Annotated in this window: 13 protein-coding genes and 1 riboswitch; all 13 genes read left to right on the top strand. The window is 49.6% G+C overall.

Annotated features, from left to right (window positions below; all coding sequences use genetic code 11):
- The first annotated feature begins 79 nt into the window (after positions 1 to 79).
- On the top strand, positions 80 to 634 hold the full coding sequence (locus NYE42_RS03335) for a DUF5698 domain-containing protein (protein ID WP_007408893.1): 555 nt from the start codon (positions 80 to 82) through the stop codon (positions 632 to 634).
- The gene (locus tag NYE42_RS03340; protein WP_003155772.1) at positions 631 to 828 is read left to right on the top strand and encodes an NETI motif-containing protein; all 198 of its coding nucleotides are present in this window, start codon (positions 631 to 633) and stop codon (positions 826 to 828) included. The genes NYE42_RS03335 and NYE42_RS03340 overlap by 4 nt, the downstream gene beginning before the upstream one ends.
- A 78-nt stretch (positions 829 to 906) precedes the next feature.
- Positions 907 to 1,008, top strand: a riboswitch (purine riboswitch).
- A gap of 132 nt (positions 1,009 to 1,140) precedes the next feature.
- Positions 1,141 to 1,629: a 5-(carboxyamino)imidazole ribonucleotide mutase gene (gene purE, locus NYE42_RS03345; RefSeq protein WP_007609846.1), complete on the top strand. Its 489-nt coding sequence runs from the start codon at positions 1,141 to 1,143 to the stop codon at positions 1,627 to 1,629.
- Positions 1,583 to 2,764 (top strand): 5-(carboxyamino)imidazole ribonucleotide synthase, encoded by a 1,182-nt coding sequence (gene purK, locus NYE42_RS03350; RefSeq protein WP_352426759.1) that lies wholly within the window; start codon positions 1,583 to 1,585, stop codon positions 2,762 to 2,764. The genes purE and purK overlap by 47 nt, the downstream gene beginning before the upstream one ends.
- Positions 2,764 to 4,056, top strand: coding sequence for an adenylosuccinate lyase (gene purB, locus NYE42_RS03355; RefSeq protein WP_007408896.1), 1,293 nt, complete (start codon positions 2,764 to 2,766; stop codon positions 4,054 to 4,056). The genes purK and purB overlap by 1 nt, the downstream gene beginning before the upstream one ends.
- A 75-nt stretch (positions 4,057 to 4,131) precedes the next feature.
- Entirely contained in the window at positions 4,132 to 4,851 is a 720-nt protein-coding gene (gene purC, locus NYE42_RS03360; protein WP_015416969.1) for a phosphoribosylaminoimidazolesuccinocarboxamide synthase, read from the top strand.
- Positions 4,851 to 5,105 carry a phosphoribosylformylglycinamidine synthase subunit PurS gene (gene purS, locus NYE42_RS03365; protein WP_352426760.1) on the top strand — a complete coding sequence of 85 codons (255 nt, stop codon included), beginning with the start codon at positions 4,851 to 4,853 and terminating at the stop codon, positions 5,103 to 5,105. Before purC ends, purS begins: the two co-directional genes overlap by 1 nt.
- Positions 5,102 to 5,785, top strand: a complete 684-nt coding sequence (gene purQ, locus NYE42_RS03370; protein WP_007408898.1) for a phosphoribosylformylglycinamidine synthase subunit PurQ — start codon at positions 5,102 to 5,104, stop codon at positions 5,783 to 5,785. Before purS ends, purQ begins: the two co-directional genes overlap by 4 nt.
- On the top strand, positions 5,769 to 7,997 hold the full coding sequence (gene purL / locus NYE42_RS03375) for a phosphoribosylformylglycinamidine synthase subunit PurL (RefSeq protein ID WP_144664900.1): 2,229 nt from the start codon (positions 5,769 to 5,771) through the stop codon (positions 7,995 to 7,997). The genes purQ and purL overlap by 17 nt, the downstream gene beginning before the upstream one ends.
- Positions 7,973 to 9,403 carry an amidophosphoribosyltransferase gene (purF, locus tag NYE42_RS03380; protein WP_007609856.1) on the top strand — a complete coding sequence of 477 codons (1,431 nt, stop codon included), beginning with the start codon at positions 7,973 to 7,975 and terminating at the stop codon, positions 9,401 to 9,403. The genes purL and purF overlap by 25 nt, the downstream gene beginning before the upstream one ends.
- A 91-nt stretch (positions 9,404 to 9,494) precedes the next feature.
- Entirely contained in the window at positions 9,495 to 10,535 is a 1,041-nt protein-coding gene (purM, locus tag NYE42_RS03385; protein WP_015239317.1) for a phosphoribosylformylglycinamidine cyclo-ligase, read from the top strand.
- Positions 10,532 to 11,119 (top strand): phosphoribosylglycinamide formyltransferase, encoded by a 588-nt coding sequence (purN, locus tag NYE42_RS03390; RefSeq protein WP_012116999.1) that lies wholly within the window; start codon positions 10,532 to 10,534, stop codon positions 11,117 to 11,119. The genes purM and purN overlap by 4 nt, the downstream gene beginning before the upstream one ends.
- Positions 11,116 to 12,654 carry a bifunctional phosphoribosylaminoimidazolecarboxamide formyltransferase/IMP cyclohydrolase gene (gene purH / locus NYE42_RS03395; RefSeq protein WP_032871757.1) on the top strand — a complete coding sequence of 513 codons (1,539 nt, stop codon included), beginning with the start codon at positions 11,116 to 11,118 and terminating at the stop codon, positions 12,652 to 12,654. The genes purN and purH overlap by 4 nt, the downstream gene beginning before the upstream one ends.
- The last annotated feature ends 7 nt before the right edge of the window (positions 12,655 to 12,661 follow it).

Here is a 12,661-nt window from a genome sequence, read left to right on the forward strand (position 1 = left end):
TTTTGAAAATGATCAAAAGAGGGTAAACTATCCTTAATTGAAAGATTGGCTTTTCAAATTATCAGAGGAGGGGGAATCAATGATGCAGACGATTTTATCCAACAGTATAGGTATGGTTCTCATTATTCTCATCATTAACATTATATATGTCTCTTTCTTTACGATCAGGATGATTCTGACATTAAAGGGACAGCGCTATTTCGCCGCAGGCATCAGTACGATTGAAATCCTTGTGTATGTAACCGGCCTGAGTCTCGTGCTCGGCAATCTGAATCAAATTCAAAACGTCATTGCCTATGCGCTCGGCTACGGCCTCGGCGTCATAGTGGGAATGAAAATTGAAGAAAAACTGGCGCTCGGCTACATAACAGTCAACGTCATTACGAAAGAGCTTGATCTGGACCTGCCGAAACAGCTCCGGGAAAAAGGATACGGAGTCACAAGCTGGGTCGCGGGCGGCCTTGAAGGGGACCGGACCGCCATGCAGATTCTGACGCCGCGCAAATATGAGCTTCAGCTGTATGATACGATTAAAACGCTCGATGAAAAAGCGTTTATCATCGCTTTTGAGCCGAAAGCGATCCACGGCGGATTCTGGGTGAAAGCAGTGAAGAAGAGGAGAATTAAGGAATGACAAAGCCAAAGAAGAAACGGTTTGAAGTAACGGAACATGAAACGATTGACACCATTCTCACTTTAATGAAGGAAGAGGGCTATATGCCCGTCCGGCGGATGGAAGAGCCGATCTTTACAGAAAAGAAAGAAAATGGATCAATTCAAGTCGTTCCTTGCGGGAAAAAAATCGTATTTGAAGGGAAATTGATCTAAACACGAACATTAAAAGAAAGAATTTTTATATCGTTCGATAATGTCGTTGACATTATCTAAGTCCGTTGTTAAGATAAACATGAAATCAAAACACGACCTCATATAATCTTGGGAATATGGCCCATAAGTTTCTACCCGGCTGCCGTAAACGGCCGGACTATGCAGGAAAGTGATAAACAGCTGACATGGATATCGCAGAAGCGAACGACTGACGATACGCGCGCCATGCCCGGTTTGTATTGCTTCCTCATAGTTGCAATATAAGCCGGGCTTTTTTTTCTGAAAAACAAAGCATGAGAAGGTGGGAACAGAATGCAGCCGCTAGCAGGAATCATCATGGGAAGCACTTCCGATTGGGAGACAATGAAACATGCATGCGACATACTTGACGAACTTCACATTCCTTATGAAAAACAGGTGGTATCCGCGCACCGGACGCCTGATTTGATGTTTGAATATGCAGAAAGCGCCAGAGACAGGGGCTTAAAAGTCATTATTGCCGGAGCCGGGGGAGCGGCGCATCTGCCGGGTATGACGGCGGCCAAAACGACACTGCCGGTGATCGGCGTACCGGTTCAGACAAAATCGCTTAACGGGCTTGATTCTCTTCTGTCTATCGTACAGATGCCCGGAGGCGTGCCGGTCGCGACGACGGCGATCGGGAAAGCGGGCGCAGTGAACGCGGGTCTGTTAGCCGCGCAAATTTTGTCGGCATTTGACGATGACATTGCGGATAAACTAGAGGCGAGAAGAAATGCGACAAAACAAACGGTGCTGGAAAGCAGTGATCAGCTTGTCTGATAAAAAAACGATTTACCCCGGCGCCGTCATCGGCATTATTGGAGGCGGACAGCTCGGAAAAATGATGGCTGTCGCCGCAAAACAGATGGGCTATAAAGTCGCTGTCGTCGATCCCGTGAAAGACTCGCCATGCGGACAGATCGCCGATATTGAGATTACCGCCCAGTACAATGACCGTGAAGCGATTCAAAAATTGGCCGGAGTCAGTGACATCATTACGTACGAATTTGAAAATATCGATTACGAGGCGCTCAACTGGCTCAAAGAACATGCATATCTTCCCCAGGGAAGCGAGTTGCTGCTCATCACCCAAAACAGGGAAACGGAAAAAAAGGCGATCCAGTCAGCAGGCTGTCAAGTCGCGCCTTATCGGATCGTAAACAGCGGATGGGAGCTTGAGGAAGCCGTTCAGGCACTGGGGCTCCCGGCGGTGCTGAAAACATGCCGCGGCGGATATGACGGCAAAGGCCAATTTGTCATTAAAGAAGAAGGACAGACAGATGAAGCGGCTGCGCTGTTAGAAAACGGCACGTGCATACTGGAAAGCTGGGTATCGTTCCGGATGGAGCTTTCCGTTATCGTGACGAGATCGGTGCACGGTGAGATTTCAACCTTTCCGGCTGCTGAAAATATCCACAAAAATAATATTCTGTTCCAAAGCATCGTGCCCGCGAGAGCGGAGGAAACGGTTCAGAAGCGGGCAGAGGCGCTTGCCGTTCAGCTCGCGGAGAAATTGGAACTTGTCGGGCCGCTTGCGGTGGAAATGTTCGTCACGGAAGACGGAGACCTTTTGATTAATGAACTGGCGCCGCGTCCTCACAACTCCGGGCATTATACGCTCGACCTTTGTGAAACGAGCCAATTCGAACAGCACATCAGAGCGGTCTGCGGACTTCCTCTCGGCAGAACCGATCTTCTCAAACCGGGAATGATGGTGAATCTGCTCGGTGATGAAGTGAAGCTTGCGGAGGAGCATACGGAGCTTTTAAAGGAAGCCAAACTGTACCTGTACGGAAAACATGAGATAAAAAAAGGCCGCAAAATGGGGCATATGACATTTTTGCGGAAGCCTGATGAAACATGGATTCAGGACATCACGAACATATGGATGAAAAGAGACGGAGGACGAGCATAATGATCGAACGTTATTCAAGACCTGAAATGTCCGCGATCTGGACGGACGAAAACAGATACCAGGCATGGCTGGAAGTCGAGATTTTAGCCTGTGAAGCCTGGGCTGAGCTTGGCGTCATTCCGAAAGAAGACGTCAAAGTCATGCGCGAAAACGCGTCTTTCGACATCAACCGCATTTTGGAAATCGAGCAGGATACGCGTCATGACGTCGTTGCATTCACCCGCGCGGTTTCAGAATCATTAGGCGAAGAAAGAAAATGGGTTCACTACGGCCTGACGTCAACAGATGTCGTGGATACCGCTCTTTCCTATCTATTAAAACAGGCGAATGAGATCTTGCTCAAGGACATTGAGAGATTTGTTGACATTATAAAAGAAAAAGCGAAAGAACATAAATACACGGTCATGATGGGCCGCACGCACGGCGTACACGCGGAACCGACGACATTCGGCCTGAAACTCGCGCTTTGGCACGAAGAAATGAAACGCAACCTTGAACGTTTCAAGCAGGCAAAAGAAGGGATCGAAGTCGGGAAGCTTTCCGGCGCGGTCGGCACATATGCAAATATTGATCCGTTCGTAGAGCAGTATGTCTGTGAAAAACTCGGCCTGAAAGCGGCGCCGATTTCCACTCAGACATTACAGCGCGACCGTCATGCGGATTACATGGCAGCACTGGCTTTGATCGCGACGAGCATTGAAAAATTCGCAGTGGAAATCCGCGGTCTGCAAAAGAGTGAAACACGTGAAGTGGAAGAGTTTTTTGCAAAAGGACAAAAAGGCTCATCGGCTATGCCTCATAAACGGAACCCGATCGGGTCGGAAAATATGACGGGCATGGCGCGCGTGATCCGCGGGTACATGCTGACGGCATACGAAAATGTACCGTTATGGCATGAGCGTGATATTTCTCATTCATCAGCTGAGCGCATCATTCTTCCTGACGCGACAATCGCGCTGAATTACATGCTGAACCGATTCAGCAATATCGTCAAAAACTTAACGGTATTCCCGGAAAATATGAAACGCAACATGGACCGCACACTCGGTTTGATCTATTCTCAACGCGTGCTGCTTGCTTTAATCGACACGGGTCTGCCTCGTGAAGAAGCATATGACACGGTTCAACCGAAAGCGATGGAAGCGTGGGAAAAACAAGTGCCGTTCCGCCAGCTTGTCGAAGCGGAGGAAAAAATCACGTCCCGTCTCACACCGGAACAGATTGCCGATTGCTTTGACTACAATTATCATTTGAAAAACGTCGACTTGATCTTTGAGCGTTTAGGTTTATAGAAGAAGCCAGCCGGAGGCGGCTTCTTCAGCCGCCATAGATTGAATATTCCCAACATTCGGGTTAGGAGGCCTTCCGTGAATATTGTGAACAATAATCTTCTTTATGAAGGAAAAGCGAAACGAATTTATCAAACTGAAGACGAACAGATTCTCCGCGTGGTCTACAAGGATTCCGCAACAGCCTTTAACGGTGAGAAAAAAGCGGAGATCAGCGGAAAGGGCCGTCTGAACAATGAAATTTCAAGCCTGATTTTCAAACATCTGCACGCCAAAGGAATTGACAACCACTTTGTGGAGCGTGTTTCAGAATCAGAGCAGCTTATCAAAAAAGTGACCATCATTCCCCTTGAAGTCGTGGTCAGAAACATTGCCGCCGGAAGCATGTCGAAACGTCTCGGCATCCCGGAAGGAACTGAGCTTCCGCAGCCGATTATCGAATTTTACTATAAAGATGACGCACTCGGTGATCCGCTCATCACAGAAGATCATATCTGGCTTTTAAAAGCGGCGGCTCCTGAGCAGGTGGAAACGATCAAATCGATTACAAAACAGGTGAATCAAGAGCTGCAGCATATTTTTGAAGACTGCGGCGTCAGATTAATAGATTTTAAGCTGGAATTCGGCTTAGACGCAGAGGGACGGGTGCTTTTAGCGGATGAAATTTCTCCTGACACGTGCCGTCTGTGGGACAAAGACACAAACGAAAAGCTCGATAAAGATTTGTTCAGACGGAACTTGGGAAGCTTAACCGACGCATATGAAGAGATTTTCAAAAGACTGGGAGGCATTTCATAATGTATAAAGTGAAAGTTTATGTCAGCTTAAAAGAAAGTGTGCTCGATCCTCAAGGAAGCGCGGTGCAGCATGCATTGCACAGCATGACCTACAATGAAGTGCAGGATGTGCGCATCGGAAAATACATGGAGCTGACGATTGAAAAATCTGGCCGCGATCTTGACGCGCTCGTGAAAGAAATGTGTGAAAAGCTCCTTGCCAATACAGTCATTGAAGACTACCGATATGAAGTTGAGGAGGTTGTCGCACAGTGAAATTTGCGGTGATTGTGTTACCCGGCTCCAACTGTGATATTGATATGTTCCACGCCGTAAAGGACGAACTCGGCGAAGAAGTCGAGTATGTCTGGCACGAGGAAACAAGCCTTGACGGATTTGACGGCGTGCTCATCCCCGGCGGGTTTTCATACGGCGACTACTTGAGATGCGGCGCCATCGCCAGATTCGCAAACATCATGCCGGCCGTGAAAAAAGCAGCTGCCGAAGGAAAACCGGTTCTCGGCGTTTGCAACGGATTCCAGATTCTGCAGGAGCTCGGACTTCTGCCCGGCGCGATGAGACGCAACAAAGATTTAAAGTTCATCTGCCGACCGGTTGAATTAATCGTGCAGAACGGCGGCACGTTATTCACATCTTCCTATGAAAAAGGACAATCGATTACGATTCCGGTTGCCCACGGCGAAGGCAATTTCTACTGTGATGACGAAACGCTTGAAAGATTAAAAGAAAACAATCAAATCGCCTTCACATACGGCGGCGATATTAACGGAAGCGTCAGCGGCATTGCCGGCGTCGTGAATGAGAAAGGCAACGTATTAGGCATGATGCCTCACCCTGAGCGCGCAGTCGATGAACTGCTCGGTAGCGCAGACGGTCTTACATTGTTCCGGTCTATCGTGAAAAATTGGAGGGAAACTCATGTCGCTACTGCTTGAACCAAGTAAAGAACAAATAAAAGAAGAGAAACTCTATCAGCAAATGGGTGTCAGTGATGACGAGTTCGCACTCATTGAATCTATTATCGGAAGATTGCCGAACTACACGGAAATCGGGATTTTTTCCGTCATGTGGTCAGAGCACTGCAGCTATAAAAACTCAAAACCGGTTTTACGCAAATTCCCGACTAGCGGCGAACGCGTGCTGCAGGGTCCCGGAGAAGGCGCGGGAATCGTTGACATCGGTGACAATCAGGCGGTCGTGTTCAAAATTGAATCTCATAACCATCCGTCAGCGATTGAGCCATACCAAGGTGCTGCGACGGGAGTGGGCGGCATCATCCGTGACGTTTTCTCAATGGGCGCCCGTCCGATAGCTGTATTAAACTCTCTTCGATTTGGTGAGCTCACTTCACCTCGTGTGAAGTACTTGTTTGAAGAAGTAGTGGCGGGAATCGCGGGATACGGAAACTGTATCGGAATTCCGACGGTCGGCGGAGAAGTGCAGTTTGACGCAAGCTATGAGGGCAATCCGCTTGTCAATGCAATGTGCGTCGGCTTAATTGATCATAAAGATATTAAAAAAGGCCAGGCGAAAGGTGTCGGCAACACGGTCATGTACGTCGGCGCTAAAACGGGCCGCGACGGCATACACGGCGCTACTTTCGCATCGGAAGAAATGTCAGATTCATCTGAAGAAAAACGTTCCGCGGTGCAGGTCGGCGATCCTTTCATGGAAAAACTTCTCCTGGAAGCATGCCTAGAAGTCATCCAATGCGACGCCTTAGTCGGCATTCAGGATATGGGGGCGGCCGGTCTGACAAGTTCGAGTGCTGAAATGGCAAGCAAAGCCGGCTCAGGCATTGAAATGAACCTTGATCTCATTCCGCAGCGGGAAACAGGTATGACCGCTTACGAAATGATGCTTTCCGAGTCTCAGGAACGCATGCTTCTCGTCATTGAACGCGGACGTGAACAGGAAATTGTCGATATTTTTGATAAATATGATCTTGAAGCGGTTTCCGTAGGTCATGTTACGGATGATAAAATGCTCCGCCTCCGCCATAACGGAGAGGTTGTTTGCGAGCTTCCGGTCGACGCGCTGGCGGAAGAAGCGCCTGTATACCACAAGCCGTCAGCAGAACCCGCGTACTACCGCGAGTTTCAGGAAACGGAAGTTCCCGCGCCTGAAGTAAAAGATGCGACAGAGACGCTTTTTGCCCTGCTGCAGCAGCCGACAATCGCCAGCAAAGAGTGGGTGTACGATCAATATGACTACATGGTGCGCACAAATACGGTGGTCGCTCCGGGCTCTGACGCGGGAGTGCTCAGAATCCGCGGCACGAAAAAAGCGCTGGCGATGACGACGGATTGTAACGCCCGTTATTTATATCTAGATCCAGAAGAAGGCGGGAAAATCGCAGTTGCCGAAGCGGCGCGCAACATCGTATGCTCCGGCGCCGAACCGCTTGCGGTCACGGATAATCTGAATTTCGGAAACCCGGAAAAACCTGAAATTTTCTGGCAGATCGAAAAAGCGGCCGACGGCATCAGCGAGGCGTGCAATGTTCTCAGCACTCCCGTCATCGGCGGTAACGTATCACTTTATAATGAATCGAACGGAACGGCGATCTACCCGACGCCTGTTATCGGCATGGTCGGCTTAATTGAAGATACCGCTCATATTACGACACAGCATTTCAAACAAGCGGGGGATCTTGTATACGTGATCGGCGAAACAAAACCTGAGTTTGCCGGAAGCGAACTGCAAAAAATGACAGAAGGCCGCATTTACGGCAAAGCGCCGCAAATCGATCTTGATATAGAGCTGTCACGTCAAAAAGCATTGCTTGACGCGATTAAAAAAGGCTTCGTTCAATCAGCGCATGATGTGTCTGAAGGCGGCTTAGGCGTAGCGATTGCAGAAAGCGTCATGACGACGGAAAACCTTGGCGCCAACGTGACTGTAGCAGGAGAAGCGGCATTATTATTCTCTGAATCTCAATCCCGCTTCGTCGTTTCGGTGAAAAAAGAACACCATGAGGCGTTTGAAGCGGCTGTGGCCGATGCGGTTCATATCGGTGAGGTAACGGCTGACGGACTTCTGGCGATTCAAAACCAGGACGGACAACAATTGGTTCACGCGCAAACGAAAGAACTTGAGCGCGCGTGGAAAGGAGCTATTCCATGCTTGCTGAAATCAAAGGCCTGAATGAAGAATGCGGTGTGTTTGGCATCTGGGGACATGAAGAAGCTCCGCAGATCACATATTACGGCCTGCACAGCCTCCAGCACAGAGGACAGGAAGGCGCGGGAATTGTCGCAACTGACGGTGAAAAACTGACGGCGCATAAAGGACAGGGGCTTATTACCGAGGTTTTTCAAAACGGCGAACTGAGCAAAGTGAAGGGAAAAGGCGCGATCGGGCACGTCCGTTATGCGACGGCAGGCGGAGGCGGATATGAAAATGTCCAGCCGCTCCTATTCCGTTCGCAAAACAACGGCAGCCTCGCGCTCGCCCATAACGGCAACTTGGTCAACGCCACACAGTTGAAGCAGCAGCTTGAAAACCAAGGGAGCATCTTTCAGACTTCCTCCGATACGGAAGTGCTGGCTCATCTGATTAAACGCAGCGGACACTTTTCGCTGAAGGATCAAATCAAAAATTCGCTATCTATGCTGAAAGGCGCTTATGCCTTTTTAATCATGACTGAAACAGAAATGATCGTAGCGCTTGACCCGAACGGACTCAGACCGCTGTCAATCGGCATGATGGGCGATGCTTACGTCGTCGCATCAGAAACATGCGCATTCGATGTGGTCGGCGCGACATACCTTCGCGAGGTAGAGCCGGGCGAAATGCTGATCATCAATGATGAAGGCATGAAATCAGAGCGTTTCTCCATGAATATCAACCGTTCCATATGCAGCATGGAGTACATTTATTTCTCAAGACCTGACAGCAATATCGACGGCATTAACGTGCACAGCGCCCGGAAAAACCTCGGAAAAATGCTTGCCCAGGAGTCCGCGGTTGAAGCGGATGTCGTCACAGGCGTGCCTGATTCCAGTATTTCTGCGGCCATCGGCTATGCCGAGGCAACGGGCATCCCGTACGAACTCGGTCTCATTAAAAACCGTTATGTCGGCAGAACGTTTATCCAGCCGTCACAGGCTCTCCGTGAGCAAGGCGTCAGAATGAAGCTGTCCGCCGTCCGCGGTGTTGTCGAAGGAAAACGGGTCGTCATGGTTGATGATTCCATCGTGCGCGGGACGACAAGCCGCCGGATTGTCACAATGCTCAGAGAAGCGGGAGCGACAGAGGTGCACGTCAAGATCAGTTCACCGCCGATCGCTCATCCGTGCTTCTACGGCATCGACACATCAACCCATGAGGAGCTGATCGCTTCCTCTCATTCCGTGGAAGAAATCCGCCAGATCATCGGTGCTGACACGCTTTCTTTCTTAAGTGTAGACGGATTGTTAAAAGGAGTCGGCCGAAAATTTGAAGACACCAATTGCGGACAATGCCTCGCTTGTTTTACGGGCAAATATCCGACGGAAATTTATCAGGATACAGTGCTTCCTCACGTAAAAGAAGCGGTGCTGACAAAATAAAATCTGAAAATGACATAAAGGCAGCGGGAATTCAGGCTGCCTTTCTCTTTCTGCCTTTTAAGGAGAAACGAATTGATAAGGAGTGATAGGGATGTCTGATGCTTATAAAAATGCCGGAGTTGACATCGAAGCCGGGTATGAAGCCGTCAAACGAATGAAAAAACACGTGGAGCGCACGAAAAGGCTCGGCGTTATGGGAAGCCTGGGCGGTTTTGGCGGAATGTTTGATCTGTCAGAGCTTCCGTATCAAAAGCCTGTTTTAATTTCCGGAACAGACGGTGTCGGCACCAAGCTGAAACTCGCATTTTCAATGGATAAGCATGACACGATCGGCGTCGATGCGGTCGCGATGTGTGTAAATGATGTGCTTGCCCAAGGAGCGGAGCCGCTGTTTTTCCTTGATTATTTAGCGGTCGGCAAGGCCGATCCGGTAAAAATTGAGCAGATCGTTCAGGGCGTGGCGGACGGATGCGAGCAGTCAGGATCAGCGCTTATCGGCGGTGAGACGGCGGAAATGCCGGGGCTGTATACGGCTGATGAATACGATATTGCGGGCTTTTCAGTCGGCGTCGCGGAAAAAGACGAAATCGTCACCGGTGAACATATCGAAGAGGGGCATCTCTTAATCGGACTTACTTCAAGCGGCCTTCACAGCAACGGGTTTTCCCTAGTGAGAAAAGTGCTTCTTGATGACGGCGGACTTGATTTGGATACGGTCTATGAACCGTTTGCGCGTCCTCTCGGAGAAGAATTGCTGGAACCGACGAGAATATATGTGAAGCCGGTGCTCAAGGCGGTGAAAAGCGGTAAGGTGGACGGCATGGCGCATGTGACAGGCGGAGGATTCATCGAGAACATCCCGCGGATGCTGCCGGACGGATTGAGCGCGGAAATTGATCACGGATCATGGCCGATCCCGCCGATTTTTCCGTTTCTGCAGGAGCACGGCAAGCTGAAAGAAGAAGAAATGTTCAATGTCTTTAATATGGGCATCGGTTTTGTCCTTGCTGTTAAAGAAGAGGACTTGACAGACGTTATCGACACGCTTGAAGCTCAGGGCGAGAAGGCTTATTTGATCGGCCGGGTCAAGCGGGGCGAAGGCATTTCTTTCGGCGGTGCGGCTCTTTCATGAAAAAGTTTGCGGTATTTGCTTCAGGAAACGGATCGAACTTCGAGGCCATTGCCAAACGCATGAGAGAAGAGAAGTGGGATGCGGAGCTCTCGCTTCTCGTGACGGATAAGCCTCAGGCAAAGGCGGTGGAAAGGGCGGAGGCTTTACACATTCCGTCATTCGCCTTTGAACCGTCATCTTTTGAAAACAAAGCGGCCTTTGAACGGGCCGTTATTGAACAGCTGCGCCTGCACGGGGCGGAATTAATCGTTCTCGCCGGCTATATGAGACTGATTGGAGATACGCTGCTTGAAGCATACGGGGGCCGCATTATTAATATACATCCCTCGCTTCTTCCGGCATTCCCCGGGATTGACGCTGTCGGACAGGCGTATCGGGCCGGTGTGAAAGTGGCGGGCATTACCGTTCATTACGTCGACGAAGGCATGGACACCGGACCGATTATCGCGCAAAAAGCATTCGAAATACAGGAAAACGATACGCTTGAAAACATAGAGCATACAATACACGAGCTTGAGCACAAATGGTATCCGAGCGTTGTGAAACAGCTGCTGGGACTAAATAACAGAGGTGAAAAGGCATGACAATCAAACGCGCACTAATCAGTGTTTCTGATAAAACAAATCTCGTACCTTTCGTAAAGGAACTGACAGAGCTCGGCGTCGAAGTCATTTCGACCGGAGGAACAAAAAAACTTCTTCAGGAAAACGGTGTGGATGTCATCGGCATTTCAGAAGTGACCGGATTTCCTGAAATTATGGACGGACGGTTAAAAACGCTCCATCCTAATATTCACGGCGGACTGCTTGCCGTAAGAGACAATGAAGAGCATATGGCGCAGATCAATGAGCATGGCATTGCCCCCATTGACCTTGTGGTCGTCAACCTTTACCCGTTTAAAGAAACGATTTCGAAAGAAGACGTAACATACGATGAAGCGATAGAAAACATTGATATCGGCGGTCCCGGCATGCTGCGCGCCGCATCGAAAAACCATCAGGATGTGACGGTCATCACAGATCCGGCCGATTACAGCTCCGTGCTCAATGAGATTAAAGAACACGGCGGCGTTTCGCTTAAAAGAAAACGCGAGCTTGCGGCCAAAGTATTCCGCCATACCGCGGCATACGACGCATTAATCGCTGATTACTTAACACGCGAGGCCGGTGAGAAAGACCCTGAGCAATTCACCGTTACATTTGAGAAAAAACAATCGCTCCGCTATGGTGAAAACCCTCACCAAGAGGCTGTTTTCTATCAAAGCGCACTTCCCGTCTCCGGTTCCATCGCGGCGGCAAAACAGCTTCACGGCAAAGAGCTTTCTTACAACAATATTAAGGACGCAGATGCGGCCGTTCAAATCGTCCGGGAATTTACAGAACCCGCAGCTGTTGCCGTTAAACATATGAACCCGTGCGGAGTCGGTACGGGAGCTTCAATTGAGGAAGCATTCAATAAAGCGTATGAAGCTGATAAAACCTCCATTTTCGGCGGCATCATCGCGCTGAACCGTGAAGTTGATCAGGCAACGGCTGAAGCCCTTCACGGCATCTTTTTAGAAATCATTATCGCCCCTTCTTTCAGTGAAGAAGCGCTGAACGTACTGACGGCGAAGAAAAACCTTCGTCTGCTCACGCTTGACGTGTCCGCATCAGGGAAGAAAGAAAAACAGCTGACATCCGTACAGGGCGGCCTTTTGATTCAAGATTTAGACGTCCATGGATTTGATGACGCCGACATCAGCATTCCGACAAAAAGAGAGCCGAGCGAGCAGGAATGGGAAGATCTGAAGCTGGCCTGGAAAGTCGTCAAACACGTGAAATCCAACGCGATCGTTCTTGCAAAAGACCATATGACGGTCGGTGTGGGAGCGGGGCAGATGAATCGCGTCGGTTCAGCGAAAATCGCCATTGAGCAGGCCGGAGAAAAAGCAAAAGGCAGCGCGCTCGGATCAGACGCGTTTTTCCCGATGCCGGATACAGTCGAAGAAGCAGCAAAAGCCGGTGTCACGGCGATTATCCAGCCCGGCGGATCGGTCCGCGATGAAGATTCGATTAAAAAAGCGGATGAATACGGGATCGCCATGGTATTCACCGGCATCAGACATTTCAAACATTAAGAGGGGG

Source organism: Bacillus sp. FSL K6-2865 (assembly GCF_040311405.1).
Classification (GTDB): domain Bacteria; phylum Bacillota; class Bacilli; order Bacillales; family Bacillaceae; genus Bacillus; species Bacillus velezensis.

Bases quoted from the DNA above. Each gene is read 5' to 3' on its own strand.
- purK (WP_352426759.1), top strand. From the start codon at position 1,583: ATGCGACAAAACAAACGGTGCTGGAAAGCAGTGATCAGCTTGTCTGAT.
- NYE42_RS03335 (WP_007408893.1), top strand. From the start codon at position 80: ATGATGCAGACGATTTTATCCAACAGTATAGGTATGGTTCTCATTATT.
- purM (WP_015239317.1), top strand. From the start codon at position 9,495: ATGTCTGATGCTTATAAAAATGCCGGAGTTGACATCGAAGCCGGGTAT.
- purH (WP_032871757.1), top strand. From the start codon at position 11,116: ATGACAATCAAACGCGCACTAATCAGTGTTTCTGATAAAACAAATCTC.
- purL (WP_144664900.1), top strand. From the start codon at position 5,769: ATGTCGCTACTGCTTGAACCAAGTAAAGAACAAATAAAAGAAGAGAAA.
- purS (WP_352426760.1), top strand. From the start codon at position 4,851: ATGTATAAAGTGAAAGTTTATGTCAGCTTAAAAGAAAGTGTGCTCGAT.
- purN (WP_012116999.1), top strand. From the start codon at position 10,532: ATGAAAAAGTTTGCGGTATTTGCTTCAGGAAACGGATCGAACTTCGAG.
- purF (WP_007609856.1), top strand. From the start codon at position 7,973: ATGCTTGCTGAAATCAAAGGCCTGAATGAAGAATGCGGTGTGTTTGGC.
- purB (WP_007408896.1), top strand. From the start codon at position 2,764: ATGATCGAACGTTATTCAAGACCTGAAATGTCCGCGATCTGGACGGAC.
- NYE42_RS03340 (WP_003155772.1), top strand. From the start codon at position 631: ATGACAAAGCCAAAGAAGAAACGGTTTGAAGTAACGGAACATGAAACG.
- purE (WP_007609846.1), top strand. From the start codon at position 1,141: ATGCAGCCGCTAGCAGGAATCATCATGGGAAGCACTTCCGATTGGGAG.